Annotated in this window: 17 protein-coding genes and 1 other RNA gene; 9 read left to right on the top strand and 9 right to left on the bottom strand. The window is 60.6% G+C overall.

Annotated features, from left to right (window positions below; all coding sequences use genetic code 11):
• Window positions 1-31 precede the first annotated feature (31 nt).
• On the bottom strand, window positions 32-994 hold the full coding sequence (locus NMB39_RS24095; protein ID WP_306957106.1) for a 2-hydroxyacid dehydrogenase: 963 nt from the start codon (window positions 992-994) through the stop codon (window positions 32-34).
• Between the two features lie 87 nt (window positions 995-1081).
• On the opposite strand from NMB39_RS24095, the gene NMB39_RS24090 reads away from it, so the two are divergent.
• The 5 genes from NMB39_RS24090 (at window position 1082) to NMB39_RS24070 (ending at window position 10246) form a co-directional block, all read left to right on the top strand.
• Entirely contained in the window at window positions 1082-1714 is a 633-nt protein-coding gene (locus NMB39_RS24090; RefSeq protein ID WP_043050783.1) for a LysE family translocator, read from the top strand.
• A gap of 265 nt (window positions 1715-1979) precedes the next feature.
• Entirely contained in the window at window positions 1980-3662 is a 1683-nt protein-coding gene (locus NMB39_RS24085) for a fatty acid--CoA ligase (RefSeq protein ID WP_198719671.1), read from the top strand.
• Between the two features lie 334 nt (window positions 3663-3996).
• The gene (locus NMB39_RS24080) at window positions 3997-5856 is read left to right on the top strand and encodes a DUF1302 domain-containing protein (protein ID WP_043050530.1); all 1860 of its coding nucleotides are present in this window, start codon (window positions 3997-3999) and stop codon (window positions 5854-5856) included.
• 44 nt (window positions 5857-5900) lie between these two features.
• Window positions 5901-7265: a DUF1329 domain-containing protein gene (locus tag NMB39_RS24075; protein ID WP_043050531.1), complete on the top strand. Its 1365-nt coding sequence runs from the start codon at window positions 5901-5903 to the stop codon at window positions 7263-7265.
• Between the two features lie 251 nt (window positions 7266-7516).
• Window positions 7517-10246 carry a winged helix-turn-helix domain-containing protein gene (locus NMB39_RS24070; RefSeq protein ID WP_494339966.1) on the top strand — a complete coding sequence of 910 codons (2730 nt, stop codon included), beginning with the start codon at window positions 7517-7519 and terminating at the stop codon, window positions 10244-10246.
• Between the two features lie 12 nt (window positions 10247-10258).
• On the opposite strand, the gene NMB39_RS24065 is transcribed toward NMB39_RS24070, so the two are convergent.
• From NMB39_RS24065 to NMB39_RS24050, 4 genes are read right to left on the bottom strand one after another with little or no spacing between them, the layout of a single operon-like run.
• A complete protein-coding gene (locus NMB39_RS24065; protein WP_494339967.1) occupies window positions 10259-10834 on the bottom strand; it encodes a PqiC family protein in 576 nt (191 codons plus the stop codon).
• Window positions 10831-12480, bottom strand: coding sequence for a PqiB family protein (locus NMB39_RS24060; protein ID WP_464005706.1), 1650 nt, complete (start codon window positions 12478-12480; stop codon window positions 10831-10833). The genes NMB39_RS24065 and NMB39_RS24060 overlap by 4 nt, the downstream gene beginning before the upstream one ends.
• On the bottom strand, window positions 12461-13105 hold the full coding sequence (locus tag NMB39_RS24055) for a paraquat-inducible protein A (RefSeq protein WP_057021537.1): 645 nt from the start codon (window positions 13103-13105) through the stop codon (window positions 12461-12463). The genes NMB39_RS24060 and NMB39_RS24055 overlap by 20 nt, the downstream gene beginning before the upstream one ends.
• Window positions 13102-13695: a paraquat-inducible protein A gene (locus tag NMB39_RS24050; RefSeq protein WP_494339968.1), complete on the bottom strand. Its 594-nt coding sequence runs from the start codon at window positions 13693-13695 to the stop codon at window positions 13102-13104. Before NMB39_RS24050 ends, NMB39_RS24055 begins: the two co-directional genes overlap by 4 nt.
• 164 nt (window positions 13696-13859) lie before the next feature.
• Here NMB39_RS24050 and NMB39_RS24045 point away from each other — a divergent pair, with 164 nt between their 5' ends.
• Entirely contained in the window at window positions 13860-14504 is a 645-nt protein-coding gene (locus tag NMB39_RS24045) for an MBL fold metallo-hydrolase (RefSeq protein ID WP_306957108.1), read from the top strand.
• 213 nt (window positions 14505-14717) lie between these two features.
• A complete protein-coding gene (locus NMB39_RS24040; protein WP_043050537.1) occupies window positions 14718-15491 on the top strand; it encodes a YiaD family glycine zipper/OmpA-like lipoprotein in 774 nt (257 codons plus the stop codon).
• A gap of 65 nt (window positions 15492-15556) precedes the next feature.
• Here the strand turns inward: NMB39_RS24040 and NMB39_RS24035 are convergent, their stop codons facing one another.
• The 4 genes from NMB39_RS24035 to NMB39_RS24020 form a co-directional block, all read right to left on the bottom strand.
• Window positions 15557-16138, bottom strand: a complete 582-nt coding sequence (locus NMB39_RS24035; RefSeq protein WP_043050538.1) for a BON domain-containing protein — start codon at window positions 16136-16138, stop codon at window positions 15557-15559.
• Window positions 16135-16728, bottom strand: a complete 594-nt coding sequence (locus tag NMB39_RS24030) for a phosphoheptose isomerase (RefSeq protein WP_007904374.1) — start codon at window positions 16726-16728, stop codon at window positions 16135-16137. Before NMB39_RS24030 ends, NMB39_RS24035 begins: the two co-directional genes overlap by 4 nt.
• A gap of 94 nt (window positions 16729-16822) precedes the next feature.
• Window positions 16823-17194 carry a YraN family protein gene (locus NMB39_RS24025; RefSeq protein WP_046070957.1) on the bottom strand — a complete coding sequence of 124 codons (372 nt, stop codon included), beginning with the start codon at window positions 17192-17194 and terminating at the stop codon, window positions 16823-16825.
• Window positions 17194-19005 (bottom strand): penicillin-binding protein activator, encoded by a 1812-nt coding sequence (locus NMB39_RS24020; RefSeq protein ID WP_124356011.1) that lies wholly within the window; start codon window positions 19003-19005, stop codon window positions 17194-17196. The genes NMB39_RS24025 and NMB39_RS24020 overlap by 1 nt, the downstream gene beginning before the upstream one ends.
• Before the next feature lie 176 nt (window positions 19006-19181).
• On the opposite strand from NMB39_RS24020, the gene rsmI reads away from it, so the two are divergent.
• Both rsmI and rnpB read left to right on the top strand, forming a co-directional pair.
• Window positions 19182-20087, top strand: a complete 906-nt coding sequence (rsmI, locus tag NMB39_RS24015) for a 16S rRNA (cytidine(1402)-2'-O)-methyltransferase (protein ID WP_494339969.1) — start codon at window positions 19182-19184, stop codon at window positions 20085-20087.
• A gap of 96 nt (window positions 20088-20183) precedes the next feature.
• An RNA gene (rnpB, locus tag NMB39_RS24010) (RNase P RNA component class A) lies at window positions 20184-20537 on the top strand.
• Window positions 20538-20778: the final 241 nt, after the last annotated feature.

The following is a 20778-nucleotide window of genomic DNA, read 5'->3' as shown; positions in this document are numbered from 1 at the left end:
GGTCTGCTCCTTGAAAAAGGGGCGCAGTTTATCAAGTGACGACGCGCAGCGGGGCGCCACTGAAAAAGCCCCGGGCGTTTTCCGTCAGTTGCCCGACGATACGTTGCCGCGCTTCACGACTGCCCCAGGCGTTGTGAGGCGTGACGATCAAGCGTGGAATGTCTCCAGCCAGCAGCGGATTGCCATTGACCGGCGGTTCGACACTCAGCACGTCGGTTGCCGCGCCGCCCAGATGCCCGCTGCGCAGCGCATCGGCCAGGGCTTGTTCATTGATCAAGCCACCGCGTGCGGTGTTGACGACGAACGCACCGGGCTTGAGCAGCGCCAATTCACGGGCGCCGATAAAGTCGCGGGTGTGTTCGTTGAGTGGGCAGTGCAGGGTCAGTGCATCGATCTGGGCGAGCAGCTCATCCAGCGGCACGCGATCGGCGCGGGCAGGGCGCCCGGGTATTGCGCCGAGCAGCACGCGCATACCGAAGGCTTCGGCCAGGCGTGCCACGGCACCGCCTAACTCGCCATGGCCGAGCAGGCCGAGGGTTTTGCCTTCCAGTTCGACAATCGGATGGTCCAGTAGGCAAAACTGCTGGGCCTGCTGCCATTTACCTGCGGCCACATCCTGTTGATAGTCCTTCAAGCGCGTCGCCAGGTTGAGCAACAGCATGATCGTGTGCTGTGCCACCGACGGCGTGCCATAACCCTGGCAGTTGCTCACGGTGATGCCGTGGGCGCGTGCGGCTTCGAGATCGACGTTGTTAGTGCCGGTGGCCGATACCAGGATCAGTTTGAGCTCCGGGCACGCCGCCAGGGTTTGCGCCGTGAGCGGTATTTTGTTGCTGATCGCGACTTGGGCGCCCTGCAAGCGTTCCACCACATTCTGCGGCGTGGTCTGCTCAAACAGCTGCAACTCGCTGAAGCAGTCACGCAAACTGCCCAGGTCGAGGTCGCCCAGATCCAGGGAAGGGTGATCGAGGAAGACGGCGCGGCGTTTGTTCATGGTCAACTGTACCTTTTGCGACGAGGTTCGAAGGCGTAATCTGCCGAGCCTATCAGATGAAATAATCAGTTACTTAATGGAGTGAGCATGTACGTCGCCGAGTTTTTGACCGTAGCCTTGATTCACTTGCTGGCGGTGGCCAGCCCCGGCCCGGATTTCGCCGTGGTGGTCCGTGAAAGCGTGACCCACGGGCGCCGCGCCGGAACCTGGACGGCCCTGGGCGTCGGCACGGCGATTTTCGTGCATGTAGGTTATTCGTTGCTGGGTATCGGCTTGATCGTGTCCCAGTCCATCGTGTTGTTCAACGCATTGAAATGGGCGGCGGCGGCGTACCTGCTGTATATCGGCTTCAAGGCTTTGCGCGCCCAGCCGGCCAAGCCCGCCGCCGAGGGTGAGTTGCACCGAGAAGTGGGCGAGCGCACCCCGCGGGGTGCGTTTACCGCAGGCTTTGTGACCAACGGCCTGAACCCTAAGGCGACGCTGTTCTTCCTCTCGCTGTTCACCGTGGTGATCAACCCCCACACGCCCCTGGCGGTACAGGCTGGTTATGGCGTGTACCTGGCGGTGGCGACGGCGTTGTGGTTTTGCCTGGTGGCCATGCTGTTCAGCCAGCAGCGTGTACGCGCCGGGTTTGCGCGGATGGGGCATTGGTTTGATCGGACCATGGGCGCGGTGCTGATTGCGATTGGGGTGAAGCTGGCGTTTACCAGCATGAAATAACCTCGGTTTCTCGTGAACTTCGTCCAAATGTGGGAGGGGGCTTGCTCCCGGTAGCGGTGGATCAGCCAGCAAATACAGTGGCTGATGCCCAGCACTCGGGAGCAAGCCCCCTCCCACATTGGTCTTCCATAAGCTGCAGATACTGGCGCAAAGCTAGCATTTACTGAGTTCCGCAAATCATTCCTTTGGCTGATTTGGCTGAAACATAAGCCCTCTACAGTGCAAGTCTTCAAGCCAAGACCGTGCAGTCATTAAAGGGATTCGTATGTTGCAGACCCGAGTTATCCCGCCCGCCGAAGGTGCGTACCAATACCCGCTGTTGATCAAACGCCTGCTGATGTCCGGGACGCGCTACGAGAAGACCCGCGAAATCATCTACCGCGACAAGCTGCGCTATACCTACCCAACGCTGATCGAACGCGTTGCGCGCCTGGCCAATGTGTTGACCGAAGCGGGGGTCAAGGCCGGTGACACCGTGGCCGTGATGGACTGGGACAGCCACCGTTACCTGGAATGCATGTTCGCCATCCCGATGATCGGCGCGGTGATCCACACCATCAACGTGCGCCTGTCGCCGGAACAGATTCTCTACACCATGAACCACGCCGAAGACCGCTTTGTGCTGGTCAACAGTGAGTTCCTGGGGCTTTACCAGGCGATCGCCGGGCAGCTGACCACGGTCGACAAGACGTTATTGATTACCGATGGTGACACCAAGACCGCCGAGCTGCCCAACCTGGTCGGTGAGTACGAAACCTTGCTGGCCGCTGCCAGCCCCAAGTACGACTTCGAGGATTTCGACGAAAATTCCGTCGCCACTACCTTCTACACCACCGGCACCACCGGTAACCCAAAGGGTGTGTACTTCACCCATCGCCAACTGGTACTGCACACCATCGGCGTGGCGACGATCATGGGCAGTGTCGACAGCGTGCGCCTGTTGGGCACCAACGACGTGTACATGCCGATCACGCCGATGTTCCACGTACACGCGTGGGGCTTACCCTATGTGGCGACCATGCTCGGCTTGAAGCAGGTCTACCCCGGGCGCTACGACCCTGAATACCTGGTGGAGCTATGGCGCAAGGAAAAGGTCACCTTCTCCCATTGCGTGCCGACCATCCTGCAAATGGTGCTCAACGCCAAGGCCGCCCAGGGTGTGGATTTTGGCGGTTGGAAAATCGTTATCGGCGGTAGTGCGCTTAACCGCTCGTTGTACGAAGCGGCCAAGGCTCGAGGCATTCAACTGACCGCCGCGTACGGCATGTCCGAGACCGGGCCGCTGGTGTCCTGCGCCCACCTCAATGCCGAACTGATGGCCGGCAGCGAAGACGAGCGCACCACGTATCGCATCAAGGCCGGCGTGCCTGGGCCGTTGGTGGAGGCGGCGATCATGGATACGAACGGCAACTTCCTGCCCGCCGATGGTGAAACCCAGGGCGAACTGGTACTGCGTGCGCCCTGGCTCACCGAGGGCTATTACAACGAGCCGCAAAAAGGTGCCGAGCTATGGGCCGGCGGCTGGATGCACACCGGCGACGTTGCCACGCTGGATGCGTTCGGCGTGATCGATATCCGCGACCGCATCAAGGATGTGATCAAGACCGGTGGCGAATGGATCTCGTCCCTGGCTCTCGAAGACCTGGTCAGCCGCCACCCGGCTGTTCGCGAAGTCGCAGTGGTGGGCATTGCCGACCCGCAATGGGGCGAACGCCCATTCGCGTTGCTGGTGGTGCATGAGGGCCATGTGATTGGTGCACGAGAGCTCAAGGAGCACCTCAAGCCTTTCGTCGAGCTGGGGCATTTGAGCAAGTGGGCGATCCCGAGCCAGATCGCCGTTGTTACTGAAATTCCCAAGACCAGCGTAGGAAAGCTCGACAAAAAACGTATCCGCATCGACATCATCGAATGGCAGGCCAACAACAGTACTTTCCTGTCTACACTCTAATGCCCCTCGTCGCGCCCGTTCGGGCGCGGCAACGCTCTATCTTGCGGCTCTACTTGTGATTTACCGAATTTCAGCCATCCTTCTCGCGCCGGCCTTCGTCGGCGTGGCGAAAGGGTTGTGGCAGACGGCTTGGTGATGCAAATCACACTTTAGAGGGATCAAGCGATACCTACCGCTGGCTATAGTCCCTTTCAGAGTTTTTCAAGGATGTTGTGCTTCGGGCCATGGGGGCCCGGTTGTCGTGCGGCATTGGAATCGTTGTATTCCGGCCGTTACATGCATCCAGCCGCAGAACTCACTGCCATAACAATAAAATGCACATGGAGTAGCGTCGATGACCTCAGTAAACCAGTTCTGGCGCCGGGCAAGACTGCCCTTGGCCGTCAGTCTCGCTTCTACGCTCGCCGGGCCCGCATTCGGCGTCAGTTTCAACATTGGTGAAATCGAAGGGAGTTTTGATTCGTCGCTTTCCGTCGGGGCAAGCTGGTCCACGGCCAAGCCCAACCGCGACCTGATCGGTGCCAACAACGGTGGCAAGGGCTTGTCCCAGACTTCCGATGACGGCCACTTGAACTTCAAGCGCGGCGAGACGTTCTCGAAGATCTTCAAGGGCATCCACGACCTGGAACTGAAGTACGGCGACACCGGTGTGTTTGTGCGTGGCAAGTACTGGTACGACTTCGAACTCAAGGACGAAAGCCGTCAGTTCAAGGACATCAGTGACAACAACCGCAAGGAAGGCGCCAAGTCTTCGGGCGGGCAGATCCTCGATGCGTTCGTCTACCACAACTACTCGATTGCCGATGCGCCGGGCTCGGTGCGTTTTGGCAAGCAAGTGGTGAGCTGGGGTGAAAGTACCTTCATCGGCGGTGGCATCAACTCCATCAACCCGATCGACGTGTCGGCTTTCCGTCGTCCGGGCGCCGAGATCAAGGAAGGCTTGATCCCGGTCAACATGTTCTATGTGTCCCAGACGCTTACCGACAACCTGTCGGCCGAAGCGTTTTATCAACTGGAGTGGGACCAGACCGTCACCGATAACTGCGGCACCTTCTTCTCGCAGCCGGACGTAATCTCCGATGGTTGCAGCAACAACCTGCGGGTACTGAACAAGCGTTCGACCATCCCGGCCGCAGCATTGCCGACCCTGGGTGCCCTGGGTGTGGACGTCAACAGCGAGGGCGTGCTGGTGCGCCGTGGGCCGGACCGTGACGCACGGGACAGCGGCCAGTTCGGCGTGGCCATGCACTACAACTTCGAGCCGCTGGACACCGAGTTCGGCGCCTACTTCATGAACTACCACAGCCGTGCGCCGATCTTCAGTGCACAGGGTGCGCCATCGGCGGCCTATACCCGTCCTTTGGGCCCGCTGGGGGCATTGCGTCCGCTGATCGTCGCCGGCAGTTCGAACTACTTCGTCGAGTATCCTGAAGATATCCGCCTCTATGGCTTGAGCTTCTCCACCACGCTGCCTACCGGCACCGCCTGGAGTGGTGAATTGAGCTATCGGCCAAACGCTCCGGTGCAACTGAGCACCACCGACATTCTGTTTGCCGGTGTCACGCCGATCCCAGGCTTTGGCAATGCTTCCGTGCTCAAGGGTTCGCCCGGCCAGGATCTGCATGGCTACAACCGCAAGGAAGTCACTCAGTTCCAGACCACCTTCACGCACTTCTTCGACCAAGTCATGGGCGCCAGCCGCCTCACCACGGTCGGTGAAATCGGTGTGACCCATGTTGGGGGCCTGGAAAGCAAATCCCAGGCGCGTTATGGCCGTGATCCAGTGTTCGGCCCAGGTACCTTGCCGGGTGGCTTCTGCGCCGCGCTTAACAACTCCACCGCCAACGGCGCCGGCCTGCCCAACGCTGCCGGCCTGAACACCAACTGCAACAACGACGGCTACACCACCGCAACCTCCTGGGGCTACCGCGCCCGTGCCATCTGGGAATACCCGGACGTGTTCGCTGGCGTCAACCTCAAGCCCAACGTGGCCTGGTCCCATGACGTCAAGGGCTACTCGCCTGGTCCCGGCGGCAACTTTGAAGAAGGGCGCAAGGCGGTCAGCCTGGGCCTGGATGCCGAATACCAGAACACCTACACCGCGAGCCTGGCCTACACCAACTTCTTTGGTGGCAAGTTCAGCACTGTGGATGACCGCGACTTTGTCGCCTTGAGTTTCGGCGCCAACTTCTAAGCACACTCTTTTCAAGTGGCATGTATTTTCAGGAAGACCAGAGTATGAAAATAACTAAAAGTCTGTTGCACGTGGGTGTGCTTGGGCTGTCGATCCTGGCGAGCAACGTCATGGCGGCAGTCTCGGCGGATGAAGCCGCCAAGCTCGGCACGACCCTGACCCCAATGGGCGCCGAGATGGCGGGCAACGCGGCTGGCACCATTCCTAAATGGTCACCACTGCCCACCAATGCCGGCGCCGTGGATGCCAAGGGGTTCCTGGCCAACCCATACGCCAGTGAACAACCGCAGTTCACCATCACCGCGCAGAATGTCGAGCAGTACAAGGACAAACTGGCCCCCGGGCAGTACGCGATGTTCAAGCGTTACCCGGACAGCTTCAAGATGCCGGTTTACCCGACCCACCGCGGTGCCACCGTGCCGGCTGATGTGTTTGCCTCGATCAAGAAGAACGCTACCACCACCAACCTGGTGTCCGGCGGCAACGGCCTGGAAAACTTCGAGACCGCCGTACCCTTCCCGATTCCAAAAAGTGGCGTCGAGGTCATCTGGAACCACATCACCCGTTATCGCGGCGGCAGCGTGACCCGCCTGGTCACCCAGGCCACCCCGCAAACCAACGGGTCCTACAGCCTGGTGTACTTCCGCGACCAGTTCGTGTTCCGCGACAAAATGAAGGACTTCGACCCGAAAAACCCGGGCAACGTGCTGTTCTACTTCAAGCAGCAAGTCACCGCGCCGGCCCGCCTGGCCGGTGGTGTACTGCTGGTGCACGAAACTCTGGACCAAGTGAAGGAGCCGCGTTCGGCGTGGGTCTACAACGCCGGCCAGCGCCGCGTGCGCCGGGCGCCACAAGTGTCCTACGACGGGCCGGGTACTGCCGCTGACGGCCTGCGTACGTCCGACAACCTCGACATGTATAACGGTGCGCCGGATCGCTACGACTGGAAGCTGGAAGGCAAGAAAGAAATCTACATCGCCTCCAACAGCTACAAGATCGACGATCCCAAGCTCAAGTACGCCGACATCATCAAGGCCGGCCACATCAATCAGGACCTGACGCGCTATGAGCTACGTCGTGTCTGGCACGTGGTCGCCACCTTGAAGGAAGGCCAGCGCCACATCTACGCCAAGCGTGACTTCTTCATCGACGAAGACACCTGGCAAGCGGCGGTGATCGACCACTACGACGGTCGCGGCCAACTGTGGCGAGTCGCCGAAGCCCATGCCGAGAACTACTACGACAAGCAAGTGCCGTGGTACGCCCTGGAAACCCTCTACGACCTGCAGTCCGGCCGTTACCTGGCCTTGGGCATGAAGAACGAAGAGAAACAGGCCTATGACTTCGGCTTCACCGCCACCACCAGCGACTTCACCCCAGCGGCCCTGCGCCAGGACGGTGTTCGCTAACCCACACCAGTGCACCCCTGTGGGAGGGGGCTTGCCCCCGATAGCGGCGCGACAGTCGATAGATGCATTGGCTGATCCACCGCCATCGGGAGCAAGCCCCCTCCCACTTTTTGTTTGTGCTGCCATCTGGGATATTTCTTGTCGCAGTTCTTTTTCAGCCATTTGTTGCAAAGATCTACAATCGCGCCGCTTTTACCGCTAGTCTGCGGACATCTGCAATGCCGACAACAGCCTTCTACAAGAGCCCGGCGATGACTGATCTGTCCCGAATCCAAGGGCCTGCCAGCGTGGTGATTCCGACCCTGGAAGGCCGTTTCTACAGGCCCCCGCTACCTGACGGCTACGTGCTGCGCCCGCGCCTGTGCGAACGGCTGAATGCCGGCCTGGACGGGCGACTGCTGCTGGTCTGCGCCCCTGCGGGGTTCGGCAAGAGTTCGTTGGCGGTGGAGTTCTGCCAGGGCTTGCCAGCCCATTGGCAAAGCCTGTGGCTGGGCCTGAGCCCAAGGGACAGTGACCCCGGGCGCTTCCTGGAACGGCTGCTGGACGGCTTGCAGCAGTACTTTCCACAGCTCGGCGGCCAATCCCTCGGTTTGCTGAAAATGCGCCAGCGCCATCAACCCTTTGCCTTTGAAGAATGGCTCGATGGCCTGCTCGATGAGCTGGCGGTGCACCTGTCTACGCGCTCGCCTTTGTTGCTGGTGCTGGACGACTACCACCTGGCCCAGGGGCCGGTGCTGGATCGCTGCCTGCAGTTTTTCCTCAACCATTTGCCCGATGGGCTGTTGGTTATGGTTACCAGTCGGCAGCGCCCCGATTGGCACCTGGCGCGCCTGCGCCTGTCGCGGCACCTGCTGGAACTGCATGAGCAAGACCTGCGCCTGACCCATGACGAATCCCTGGCTGTGCTGGATGGGCACAGCAGTGCGTTGCGCGGCGAGGCGTTGGAAAACTTGATCCGCCGTAGCGAGGGTTGGGTCGCCGGCCTACGCTTCTGGCTGCTGGCGGCCTCCGAAGCTGGCAGTGACGGCGCCTTGCCCCAGAGCCTGCACGGTGGTGAAGGGCTGATTCGCGATTATTTGCTCGAAGAAGTCATCGATTGCCTGCCCGTGGAGGTGCAAGGGTTCCTGTACGACACGGCCTCCCAGGAGCGCTTTTGCAGCGAGTTGTGCGACGCGGTGCGCGAAGCCCATGACAGCGCAGAAATCCTGCGTTATCTGCAGGCTCACCAGGTATTTCTGGTACCTCTGGATGAACAAGGCCATTGGTACCGTTATCACCATTTGTTTTCGGACCTGCTGCGTACCCGCCGCGAGAAGAACGCTACCTTGCCGCCGGCCAGCTTGCACTTGCGCGCCTGCCGTTGGTTCAACGCCCAGGGGTTGATCGACGAAGCGGTGGAGCAGGCGCTGCGGGCCGGTCACCTGGATGTGGCGGCGAACCTGGTGCAGAACCTGTCCGAAGAGCAGCTGTTGGCGGAGCAGAATGTCGGCATGCTGCTGCGCTGGAAGATGGACTTGCCCGACAGTCTGCTGATCAGCACACCGCGCTTGATCGTGCTGTATAGCTGGGCACTGGGGCTGGCGTGCCAATTGGATGCGGCGCAGGAGCTGTCCAGCTACCTCAGCCGCTTCCTGCCGGCGCCATCGGCCACCGCGCAGAAATCCATGCTGGCCCAATGGCTGGCACTGAGCGGGATCATTGCCCGGGGGCGCGGGGATCGCGAGTTGACCCAGCGCTATTGCCATGAGGCGTTGGAAAGCCTGCCGCAAAAGCGCTACGGCCAGCGCCTGATGTGCCTGTCGACCCTGTCCAACCTGGCCATAGTCGATGCCGACCTGTGGCGCGCCCGGGGCCTGAACCGCGAATCCCTGGAACTGGCGCAGCGCGTCGGTAACCCACTGTTTGAAGCTTTGGCTCATTACGACCGGGCCCGCGTGCTGCAGGCGCGGGGCGAGATCCTGCGCTCCCTGGACGAAGTACGCCAGGGCCTGGAGCGCCTGCACGGCCTGGCACCCCAACGGCTGTACGCCGTGCGCGCGCGGTTGTCGCTCTATGAAGGCTACCTGCTGCTGGCGCGTTACCAACCCGAAGCCGGCCTTGTGCGCTTGCGCGCCGGCTTGGCCGAAGCCCGCGCTTGCCGGGACATCAGCGTGCTGATCGGGCATTGCGTGATCGCCAACTTCGAAGGCCGGCGCGGCGATTTTTCCAATGCCTTTGCCGAGCTGGCCGAAGCCGAGCGCTTGATGCATATCTGGGACGTGCCGCCAATCTACTATCTGGCGATGATCACCCTGATCAAATGCGAATTGTGGCTGGCCCAGGGGCGCACTGACTTGGCCGATGCCTGGCTGACCCGGCTCGGGCAGACCTACAACGGTGAGCACGCCGCGGCCGCTCCGGAGTTTCATCCGCACCTGCCACAGCATATCGAGCTGCAACAAGCTGCCCTGGATGCCACGCGCCATCAGCCCGACATTGCACTGCAACGCCTCGAACGACTGGCGCAACAGGCCCATGACAGTGGGCGCCAGATGATTGCCCTGATGGCCCTGACCCAGCAGGCACAGCTCCTGCTGGAGTGTGGCCAGGAGGCCAAGGCCAGGACGGTATTGGCTCGCGCACTTGAAGCTGGTGCAGGCGGCGCGCTACAGCCATTTCAGCGGTTGCTGGAGGGTTACCCGGACTGGATGCGCGAGCAGTTGGGCAAGGAGGCCCAGGGCCTGCTGAACCAGAGCTTGCTGGCGCTGCTGCCTCAAGCCCGTGTGGTCGAGGCCTCGCCTCATCAAGAAACCCTGAGCACGCGGGAACTGGCGGTGTTGCAATTGATTGCGCAAGGCTGTTCAAACCAGGAAATCAGCAACCAGCTGTTTATCTCCCTGCATACGGTGAAGACCCACGCCAGCCATATCAACAGCAAACTCGGCGTGGAGCGTCGAACCCAGGCGGTGGCGCGAGCCAAGTCCATGGGCCTGCTGGCCTGAGTGCATCGCGGTTTATTGGGCGGCAGGGCAGCCTTTGAGTGACGTGTCGACCGTCTGATTGATCAACGCCGCGAAACGCTTGAGGTTGTTCTGGTGTGCCACCACCAGCTCGTCGATGCTCGGCCCTGCGGGTGACTGCAAGGTGCTGCGACAAGTCAGGGCCGGGCGATCACCGTTGACCTGTCGCAGGCGCCAGCGCACGTCGAGCAACGCGTACCGCCCGGGGACCGAGTCAAAACGCTGTACTTCAACGCGCAAGGCCACAGCCTGCTGCGGATTGCTATTGGCCAACTGATCCACCAACGCGCTCCTCAGCTCGTCGGCGAGGCTGGCAGCCCACCACTGGGTTTCAAGAATCGCCAACCCACTGTCGCCCTGGCGCACCACTATCTGCGCGCGGTCAACCTGGGGCGGCACACTGATGCTGTCAATGCGCACGCCGGCGGCATCCGCTCGCGAGCTGTTGCTCCAGTGCGCCGGGGTCAGGGTGTGGAAGACAATGGGTTCACTGCGACACGCTGCGAGCAGCAGCAGGGAGGTCAGCAGCGTGATCTTCAACGGCAGCGTCATGGCGGCTCCAATGGTCATTTGCGCGGTGGTCCTTGCAGGTCGGTCGGCGCGGCGTTATCGGGACGACCGCGAATCAGCGACTCCGGATGCCGGCCAAGGTAATCCGAGAGTTCGCGCAAGGAGCGCGACATGCGCGCCAGTTCATCCAGGGTCTGCGTCAGTTGTTCACGCTGCGGCGAGTCTTCGGCCAGGGTAGAACTGGCTGTTTGGAGGGTCTTGCTCACGTCGGCCAGTGTCGTCTGAACACCCGGCAGAGTCTTGGCGTTGAATTGCGCCAGCCCCTTGCGCAGTTCGACCAGGCTGGCGTCGAGGTTGCCGGCGATGCGCTCGACAGGCAGTTGGCTGAGCTTGTTGACGATGCCTTCGAGCTTCTCCTGCAACTGTTCGAGGTTGCCGGGGATCGTGGGAATGCCAACCGGACGTTGGTTGGGGTCAAAGGCGACTTTCTCGGCTTTGGGGTAGAAGTCCAGGGCGATGTACAACTGGCCGGTCAGCAAGTTACCGCTGCGAGCCTGGGCGCGCAGGCCGTTTTCGATGAAGCTGCCGATCAGGCGCACGCCAGCCGCCTCATCGTCAGGGTTATTGTTCATGGCCTTGAGCAGCTTGGTGTGGGCTTCGCCGAGCAGTTGCGGATAGATCACGATGCCGACATTGACCGGGAAGCTGCGTTTCTTCGCATCGAAATCCAGGTTGATCGACACCACTTTACCGAACTCGACGCCGAGGAACTCCACCGGCGCGCCGACTTTCAGCCCGCGCAGGGCCTGGTCAAAGCGCAGGACCATGTATTGCCCCTTGCCATTGGGCGGGGCGAGGGCGCTTTGCTGGTCTTCGAACAGTTCAAAACCGCGGTTTTCCTCGGCTGGCTTGTCGTTGGGGTTGTAGGGTGGGGCCTGGAAGGAGATCCCGCCCATCAACATGGACGACACGGATTCGGTCTTCAACGCAAAGCCATTGGCGCCGACGCTCAAATCGATACCGCTGGCATTCCAGAAGCGGGTGTTCTCGGTGACATACAGGTCATTGGGCGCATGCACGAAAATTTCGATATTCACGCCCTTGCCTTCGCTGTCCAGCTCATAGGCCACCACCTGGCCCACGGGGATTTTGCGGTAATAGACCGGGGAGCCGATATCCAGCGACCCCAGGCCCTGGGTATGCAGGGTAAAGCGCTTGCCTGGCTCGCCGTAGGTGATGGGCGGCGGATTTTCCAGGCCTGTGAACTGTTTGGCGCGGGTCTCGGACTGGCCGATATCGGCGCCGATATAGTCACCGGAGAGCAGGGTGTCGATGCCGGATACGCCGCCTGCGCCGATACGTGGGCGCACCACCCAGTACTTGGAATCTTCGCGGGTGAAACTTTCCGCCTGCTTGGACAACTCGACGGTGGCGTTGACGCTTTTCTGGTCATCGCTCAAGGCGACGCCTGTGACTTGGCCAATCACCACGTTGCGGTATTTGACTTCGGTCTTGTTGGCGACCAGACCACTGCCGGTCTTGAAATTGAGGGTAATGGTCGGGCCTTGTTGCATGACGCTGTGAATCACCAGCGAGATGCCCACCAACACAGCGACAATCGGTACGATCCACACCAGTGAAACGCTGAAGCGACGCGTCTTGATTGCAGGCTTGCCTGCTGGGGTGTCAACGTCGTGTGGCGTCATCCGAACGCTCCTCATAGTGTGGGTTTTCCCAGATAAGCCGTGGGTCGAAACTCATGGCCGCGAGCATGGTAAACACCACCACCAAGCCAAAAAACAGAATGCCCAGGCGCGGCTCGATCGTGCCCAGGGCCTGGAACCTGACCAGCGCGGCCACCAGTGCGACCACGATCACATCGAGCATTGACCAATAGCCGATCAGCTCGATAAACCGGAACAGCTTGGAGCGCTCCTTGCGCGCCCACAGGCTATTGCGCTGCACGGTGACCAGCAACAGTGCCAATGACACGAACTTGATGCCCGGCACGGCGATGCTGGCGATGAAAATGATCAGGGCAATGTCCCAGGCGCCATGCTGCCAGAACTCCAGCACGCCGCTCATGATGGTGCTGTCCGCCCCCGAGCCGAGCATGGTGGTGTTCATCACCGGCAGTAAATTGGCCGGTACATAAAAGGCGAGGGCGGTGAGCATGTAGGCCCAGGTTCGGGTCAGGGACTGAACCTTGCGCCGGTGCAAGGGCGCGCCGCAGCGGTCGCACTCGGTGGGCTCTTGAAGCATGTCGCAGGCCTGGCCGCAGGTGTGGCACAGGCACAGGTTGAGCTCGCGGGCAGTGGGCGGTGAATTCATACGGTGTCCCACAGGTCGCGCACATCGCGCCCGGCAATGCGGATCAGCAACAGGCTGAGGGCGGCCAGGGCAAACAGGCCGGTGCCGGGGATTACATCCAGCATACCGGCCAGCTTGAACACCGCGACCATCGCACCCAGCAGGCAGACTTCCAGCATGCTCCAGGGCCTGAGGGCTTCCAGCCAGCGCATGCACAGCTTGAATGCCGGCGAGCGTCGGCCGGCCAAGGCGAAGCTCAATACCCAGATCAGCAACAGCAGTTGAAACACCGGCGCGATAATGATGGAAATTGCCGCCACCAACGCAATAAACGTGATCGGCCCCTGGCTCAACGCCACCACCGAATCCCAGAGCGTCGCGCTGTTTTTCAAGCCCTGCAGGCTGATGCTCATCACCGGGTAAAAGTTGGCGAAGGTCCACAACACCGCTGCGGTTACCGTCAGGGCCAGGCGTTGTTGCACCGTCAGGCCGTTATGGCGCTGTAATACTCCCGCGCAGCGTACGCACAGGGCGGTTTGATGTTTGGCGAGCGTGACTTTTTCGTACACGCAGTCGCAGTGTTCGCAGATGACCTGCTGTTGATTCGCCATACGTCTTGCTCCAAACGCGACACGCTGCGGTCCTGGCTGTTGCTGGGTTCGATGGCGCTTGAGTAGCTTAGCATTTGATGCAACGCAAATTCGATGCCTTCCAGATCTGGGGCAAGGTCAACCATACTGTGTCTGGAATGCCATAGAGCTTGCAGGAACGTCCCATGCTTAACCAGAAAAGCCCGTTGATCCGCGAAACTTTCCCCGTCGGCCCGTTGCAATGCAACTGCACCATCATCGGTGACCCGATCAGCAAAAAAGCCATTGTGGTCGACCCAGGCGGCAACCCTGAATTGATCCTGGCGCGGCTCGCTGCCCTGGGCCTCCAGGTGGTGAGCATTATCCACACCCATGCCCATCTGGATCACTTCCTGGCCTCCGGGCAGTTGAAGGAGAAGACCGGCGCGACGCTGCACCTGCATAAAGAAGATCAATTCCTCTGGGACAACCTGGAAATGCAGTGCCAGATGTTTCGCGTGCCCTATGTCCCGGTGCCGTCGCCGGACCGCTGGCTGGAAGATGACGAGGAACTGGCCTGCGGTTGTGGCGTGGCCTTGCACACACCAGGGCACACGCCGGGTTCGATGAGTTTCTGGTTTGCCGATGCCAAGTTGCTGATTGCCGGTGACACCTTGTTCCGGCGCGGCGTGGGGCGCACCGATTTATGGGGCGGCGACCAGGCGACAATCGTGCGCTCGATCAAGCAGCGCCTGTATACGCTGGACGAAGGCGCGACGGTGGTCACCGGTCATGGGCCGGACACCTGCCTGGGCGACGAGATGCGGGAAAATCCCTTCGTGCGCGCTTGATCGTGAATGAGTCTGACAAGCGCTGCAGCAAAAACCCAGGTCGTTTTCTGCCTGCGTCTGCTACGGTTCCTGTAGCGGTGACATTGGCTAACCTTTTGTTACAGCATGGGCGGCGGCCACGGAATTTTTACCGCTGGTCGTGTTCCAAACTCGGCACAGGTCCATTGCCAATGTCCTCTGCATCACAGAATGCAAAAGTAGGAGCTTCCCTTCATGTTTACTCCGCGTCGTCTGCTTGTTGTCGCTACCGCCGTAGCCCTGTTGTCTGGCTGCGCTTCACCTAATCCATATGACGGCAGCCAGGGACAGGCCAGCAATGGTTCCGAAAGCGGTATGAGCAAGACCGCCAAGTACGGAGGCCTGGGTGCGCTGGCCGGCGCGTTGGCTGGTGCGGCCATTGACCATAACAACCGTGGCAAGGGCGCGCTGATTGGTGCAGTCGTCGCGGGTGCCGGCGCCGCTGGTTATGGCTACTACGCCGACCAGCAAGAGAAAAAACTGCGCGAAAGCATGGCCAACACCGGAGTGGAAGTGCAGCGCCAGGGCGACCAGATCAAGCTGATCATGCCGGGCAACATTACCTTCGCCACCAACTCGGACGCTATCTCCAGCAGCTTCTACCAGCCGCTGAACAACCTGGCGAACTCCCTCAAGCAGTTCAACCAGAACACCATCCAGATCGTCGGCTACACCGACAGTACCGGCAGCCGTCAGTTGAACATGGACCTGTCCCAGCGTCGTGCCCAGAGCGTGGCCAACTACCTGACTTCCCAGGGCGTCAGCGCTGCCAACCTGAGCGCCCGCGGTGCCGGCCCGGATAACCCGATTGCCAGCAACGCCGACGTGAATGGCCGTGCCCAGAACCGTCGCGTAGAGGTCAACCTCGGCCCGATTCCAGGCCAGCAATATGGGCAGCCGGGCCAGCAACAGCAGGTGCCACAGCAGAACAACCAGTTCCAGGGCAATCCGTACCAGCAGTACCAATAAACCCTGCTCACAAAAAAGGGCGCCGTGCAGTCAATGCACGGCGCCCTTTTTTGTGGCCCCCTACATCAATCGATGTACTCGAACACCTTGACGATCTTCTGCACACCGGACACACCCTGCACCAGGTTGGCGGCACGGGTGGCTTCGGCCTGGGTCAGCAGGCCCATCATGTAGACGATGCCGTTATCGGTGACGATCTTGATCCGCGAGCCCGGCACTGCGCTGTCGGTGAGCATCTGCGCCTTGATCTTGGTGGTCAGCAAGGCATCGTTGCTGATGGCCAGCAGGGTGATCGGGTCCATGACCTGCAACTCGTTATGGACCTTCTTGACCCGCTGCACCCCCGCGGCGGCTTGCTCGGCCTGGGCCTTGAGGTCGGCGCGGGGTGTTTGCCCTGCCAGCAGGACGACACCGTTGAAGCTGGTCACCACGATGCGCGATGCGCCGTTGCCCAGGTCGGTGGCGGCCTTGGCGACGTTGACCTTGACCTTGGTTTCGATCAGCGAATCATCAATGGTGCTGCCGAATGTGCGCGTGCCCCTGTCGTCCTGGATGGGGGTGTCCCGTGTGGCGGTGATTGCCGAGCTGCAGCCGCTGATGGCTAGGCACAGCGTAATGGCCATAAGGCTGAGGCGGTTAACGGTCATTCTTCACTCCCGAACAGTTGGCTGTCGATCAGATCGCACAGGCAGTGGATCGCCAGCAGGTGGACTTCCTGGATGCGTGCAGTGACATTGGCCGGGACGCGAATCTCTACGTCCTCGGGCAGCAGCAGCGAAGCCATGCCGCCGCCGTCGCGTCCGGTCAAGGCTACGACAATCATTTCACGATCATGTGCGGCCTGGATCGCCTGAATAATATTCGCCGAGTTGCCACTGGTGGAAATCGCCAGCAACACATCGCCCGGCTGGCCGAGGGCGCGGATCTGCTTGGAAAAGATTTCGTTGTAGCTGTAGTCATTGGCGATCGAGGTGATCGTCGACGAATCGGTGGTCAAGGCAATGGCCGGCAGGCTCGGACGCTCACGCTCAAAGCGATTGAGCAGCTCGGACGAAAAATGCTGGGCATCGCCAGCCGAACCACCATTGCCGCACGAAAGCATTTTGCCTTCGTTGAGCAAGGCGTTGACCATGACCTGACTGGCTTGCTCGATGTGCGGTGCAAGTACGTCCATCGCCTGTTGCTTGGTGTCGATGCTGGCCTGGAAAAGCTGGCGAATTCGGGATTGCATGTCCATCTGTGTGACCTTAAGTAGCGCGGCTGTTTGGCACAGGTAATGTGCAGCCCGCAAAGCAAAGAGCAAAAAGTGTGGGGTGAAGGTGCCGGGTGGGTCAGCTGTCGAAGGCATCCTTGAGCCAGTTCAAATCAGCGGGACCCGATGGTGTGCTTTCCATGGCTACCACATCGAAACGGCAGGGGCTGTCAGCCCAGCGATGCTCTTTTTGCAGGAAGAACTGCGCAGCGAGTATCAGCTTCTGACGCTTGCGCCCGTCGATACTGGCGAGCGCGCCACCCCATTGTGCGTGTTTTCTATAGCGGACTTCGACAAATACTACTGTATCGCCGTCAAGCATGACCAGATCAAGCTCTCCGCGTTTACACAACCAGTTCTGCGCCAAAAGGCGCAGACCCTGTTGTTGCAGGTATTTCAGTGCCTGGAGTTCGGCATCCTTGCCGCTTTGTGCGCTGGACCGCTCGGGCATCAGCGCGGGGTATCTGGAAGGCGCTGGATGTCGCCGCCGACGAATTTCGCCCATGGCATCTGGCGATCAACGCGCTGGTTGGCGCTGATGCCCAGGTTGCCCGAGAGGCCGTCGACACGGGTGTCCGGCAGCGCCTTGAGCTGGCCCAGGCGTGGCGCCAGGCGGTAGGCATCGACACCCATGGCGTACAGGCGGCCCAGGCTGCCATTGGCTTGTGGCCATTGCGCGGCCACCTGATTACGCAGCGGGTCGGTGGTATTAAGCAGCCAAGGGGTTTCGCAGAACATCACGTTGGTCATGTCCAGGTACTGGTTGCGGTCGCCGCTGGCACTGAATACGTGGGATGTCGCGTAGACCGGCACATCACCGGCGTACTGGAAGTTCAGGGTCGGCTTGATCTGCTGGGCCAGTTGCGGGGTGACGGCCAGGAAGATGAACTCGATGTCCTGGCGACGCGAAGGCTGGGCGGCAACGTCGGTGCCGACCGTGCTCTGCAGGCTCTTGGCACGGCCTTCACTTTTGCGCAGCTGAAACAGATCGGCGATCTGCTGGGCCAGTGCCACGGGCTGATCGACATATTCGACACCCATGACGGTGCCGCCATTGGCTTCCCAATCCTGGCGGAAGGCCTTGTACACACGCTCGCCCCATTCGCCACGGGGCACCATGGCGGCGGCGCGATGCAGGCCATCGGCGCGCGCACGGCGCGACACTTCACGGGCTTCGTCTTCAGCGGCCAGGCCGAACTGGAACAGTTGTGCCGGGCCTTGATCGGTCTCGCTGTAGTTCAGCGCCAGGGTAGTGATCGGCAATTGCGGGCGTGCACTGAGCTGCTTGACCAGTGGTTTTTCCAGCGGGCCAACCACCAATTGCACGCCGGCGGCCTGGGCCTTGGCGTAGAAGTCGTCGAGGGAGGTCATGCGCGAGCTGTCGTAGAACTCAATGATCGGCGCCTTCTGCCCGGCTTGTTCGGCCTGGTAGTGAGCCGCCATGAAGCCTTCACGCAGCGCCTTGCCAACCGAAGCCAGCGGGCCTTCCTGCGGCAGCAGCACGGCAATCTTGTTCAATGGCTGGCTGGCCAGTTCCTTGAGCTTGGTCAGCGGCGTAGGCAGTTGAACCGCGGCCGGGTGGCCCGGGTTCTGTGCGCGCCAGGTATCGATGGCGGCTTGTTGTTGCTCCAGAGTGCCGGCACCCTTGACCGCCTGGGCCAGGGTAATCCAGCCGTCCAGTGTCGGGTTGCCGGTGGCTTGCAGCTGTTCGGCAGGCAACGCAGCAATCAATACCCAGATGGCTTCGTGGTTGCTTGCAGCGGCATCCCCGGTGAGCAGCGGTGCCATGGCTACCCGCTCGCGAGCGGCGGCGAGGGTCTGGCCATCTGCTTCATAGGCGCGGGCATGCACGGTGCCGGTGCGGATCTGCTGGTCTGTCGGCAGCTCCTTCAGGCTTTGCAGGCTGGGATGGTTCAGCGCCGCCAATGCCGCCTTAGGCTGATTACGCGTCATTGCCAGTTCGGCGGCCAGGGTGCTGGCAAATACTTGAGCGGCCGGCTTCAGGACATCCAGGGGCACCTGCGCAAGAATCTGCGACGAGCGGGCAGGGTTGTTCTGCTGGTAGGCCAGGTCAGCCGCACTCAGGCGCAACATGGCGGCCTTTTCTGGCGTCTTGGCGTTCGTTGCCTGTTCGAGCAATTGCTCGATACTGGCATCCGGGGTCCGTGGAAGGTCGCCAAGGCTGGACGAGGGCGAGCTGGCGCAAGCGGCCAGCAAGGCAGCGAGGCAGAGGGCGGAGAGCAGCCGCAGGCAAGCGATCATGTAAGTGTTCCTGATACCGATCAAATTAGCGTGGAAGTGTACCCAAGCACTGGCCCAGGCGCGACGTTAGTGGCGTGAAACAGTCGATTTAGGTCGTGCAAATGTTGCGATTAACTAACGGTGGCTGAATCGGCATCCACCGTGATGGCATATTTTCAAGGCGTCTACGCGCTACAATGTTGCTTTTGCCAACCATCGAGGTGTGCGTTTTGACTGCTCCAGGTCCATTGAATTCCACTGCAGGCTCGCTTTTTGTCGTGGCGACGCCCATTGGCAACCTGGACGACATCAGTGCGCGGGCGCTGAAAGTGTTGCGCGAGGTTAAATTGGTCGCGGCCGAAGACACGCGGCACTCCCAGCGGTTGATGCAGCATTTTGGAATCAGCACGCCATTAGCGGCATGCCACGAGCACAACGAGCGTGAAGAAGGCAGCCGTTTCATCACGCGCCTGCTGGTCGGCGATGACGTGGCGTTAATCTCCGATGCGGGTACGCCCTTGATTTCCGATCCGGGTTATCACTTGGTTCGCCAGGCACGCGCCGCTGGTATCAATGTAGTGCCTGTTCCGGGAGCCTGCGCGCTGATCGCTGCATTATCTGCCGCTGGCCTGCCATCGGACCGCTTTATCTTTGAAGGCTTCTTGCCGGCCAAGGCGGTGGGGCGTCGCGCACGCCTGCAAGCGTTGAAGGAAGAGCCGCGCACCCTGATCTTCTACGAAGCCCCGCACCGTATCCTGGAGTGCCTGCAGGACATGGAGCAGGTGTTTGGCGGTGAGCGCCTGGGGCTGTTGGCCCGGGAGCTGACCAAGACCTTTGAAACCCTCAAGGGCTTGCCGCTGGAAGAGCTTCGCGCATTTGTCGAAGGCGACAGCAATCAGCAGCGGGGTGAGTGCGTGGTGCTGGTGGCGGGTTGGACTGCGCCGGAAAATGAAGATGCGGTGGGGAGCGAGGCGATGCGCATCCTCGATTTGCTGCTCAAGGAAATGCCGCTCAAGCGTGCCGCGGCCTTGGCGGCGGAAATTACCGGGGTGCGCAAAAATGTGTTGTACCAGGTGGCGCTGGATAAGCAGAAAGCCGAATAGTTCCGGGGGCGAACCTGTATTGCGTCTGAACGTGATGGCACCGCGGGACTTTTAATACTTGTCCTGACGCCGCCGTGCCGTTAACCTGCGCGGCGGAGAGTCGATTGGACAGTCGCTGCCCTCTATGAAAATTAGGGGGGGGAGGAAAGTCCGGGCTCCATAGGGCGAAGTGCCAGGTAATGCCTGGGAGGCGTGAGCCTACGGAAAGTGCCACAGAAAATAACCGCCTAAGCACTTCGGTGCCGGTAAGGGTGAAAAGGTGCGGTAAGAGCGCACCGCACGACTGGCAACAGTTCGTGGCTAGGTAAACCCCACTTGGAGCAAGACCAAATAGGGTCCCAAGGCGTGGCCCGCGCTGGGACCGGGTAGGTTGCTAAAGATGTCCAGTGATGGCCATCGTAGACGAATGACTGTTCAAGACAGAACCCGGCTTACAGATCGACTCTCCACCTTTTTTCCTTGCGTTCGAATCTCGTGCGCAAACCCGGTAGTAACGCAAGAATCCCTCCCTGCCAAATCATTGGCAGATGCATCTTCGTAATACCAAAAAAATCTTACTCTTAATAAATTACTTTAACTTTAGGTCGTAGCTCTCTGAGCTATTTGCCGTTGTTGAGTCAAAAACATCGTCAAACTCTGGTTTCTCCTCCTTTTACCTTCCTAAATCTCCGTTCTGTAAGGCTTTTCCTTG

It is taken from the genome of Pseudomonas sp. FBCC-B545 (assembly GCF_059134095.1).
This window is presented reverse-complemented; position numbering and strand designations above follow the sequence as displayed.

Coding starts and splice junctions, on each gene's coding strand:
- NMB39_RS24055 (WP_057021537.1), bottom strand. CDS start 13,105: ATGAATTCACCGCCCACTGCCCGCGAGCTCAACCTGTGCCTGTGCCAC.
- NMB39_RS24020 (WP_124356011.1), bottom strand. CDS start 19,005: ATGATCGCTTGCCTGCGGCTGCTCTCCGCCCTCTGCCTCGCTGCCTTG.
- NMB39_RS24025 (WP_046070957.1), bottom strand. CDS start 17,194: ATGCCCGAGCGGTCCAGCGCACAAAGCGGCAAGGATGCCGAACTCCAG.
- NMB39_RS24030 (WP_007904374.1), bottom strand. CDS start 16,728: ATGGACATGCAATCCCGAATTCGCCAGCTTTTCCAGGCCAGCATCGAC.
- NMB39_RS24050 (WP_494339968.1), bottom strand. CDS start 13,695: ATGGCGAATCAACAGCAGGTCATCTGCGAACACTGCGACTGCGTGTAC.
- NMB39_RS24035 (WP_043050538.1), bottom strand. CDS start 16,138: ATGACCGTTAACCGCCTCAGCCTTATGGCCATTACGCTGTGCCTAGCC.
- NMB39_RS24060 (WP_464005706.1), bottom strand. CDS start 12,480: ATGACGCCACACGACGTTGACACCCCAGCAGGCAAGCCTGCAATCAAG.
- NMB39_RS24085 (WP_198719671.1), top strand. CDS start 1,980: ATGTTGCAGACCCGAGTTATCCCGCCCGCCGAAGGTGCGTACCAATAC.
- NMB39_RS24095 (WP_306957106.1), bottom strand. CDS start 994: ATGAACAAACGCCGCGCCGTCTTCCTCGATCACCCTTCCCTGGATCTG.
- NMB39_RS24040 (WP_043050537.1), top strand. CDS start 14,718: ATGTTTACTCCGCGTCGTCTGCTTGTTGTCGCTACCGCCGTAGCCCTG.
- NMB39_RS24075 (WP_043050531.1), top strand. CDS start 5,901: ATGAAAATAACTAAAAGTCTGTTGCACGTGGGTGTGCTTGGGCTGTCG.
- rsmI (WP_494339969.1), top strand. CDS start 19,182: ATGTTGCTTTTGCCAACCATCGAGGTGTGCGTTTTGACTGCTCCAGGT.
- NMB39_RS24065 (WP_494339967.1), bottom strand. CDS start 10,834: ATGACCATTGGAGCCGCCATGACGCTGCCGTTGAAGATCACGCTGCTG.
- NMB39_RS24090 (WP_043050783.1), top strand. CDS start 1,082: ATGTACGTCGCCGAGTTTTTGACCGTAGCCTTGATTCACTTGCTGGCG.
- NMB39_RS24045 (WP_306957108.1), top strand. CDS start 13,860: ATGCTTAACCAGAAAAGCCCGTTGATCCGCGAAACTTTCCCCGTCGGC.
- NMB39_RS24070 (WP_494339966.1), top strand. CDS start 7,517: ATGACTGATCTGTCCCGAATCCAAGGGCCTGCCAGCGTGGTGATTCCG.
- NMB39_RS24080 (WP_043050530.1), top strand. CDS start 3,997: ATGACCTCAGTAAACCAGTTCTGGCGCCGGGCAAGACTGCCCTTGGCC.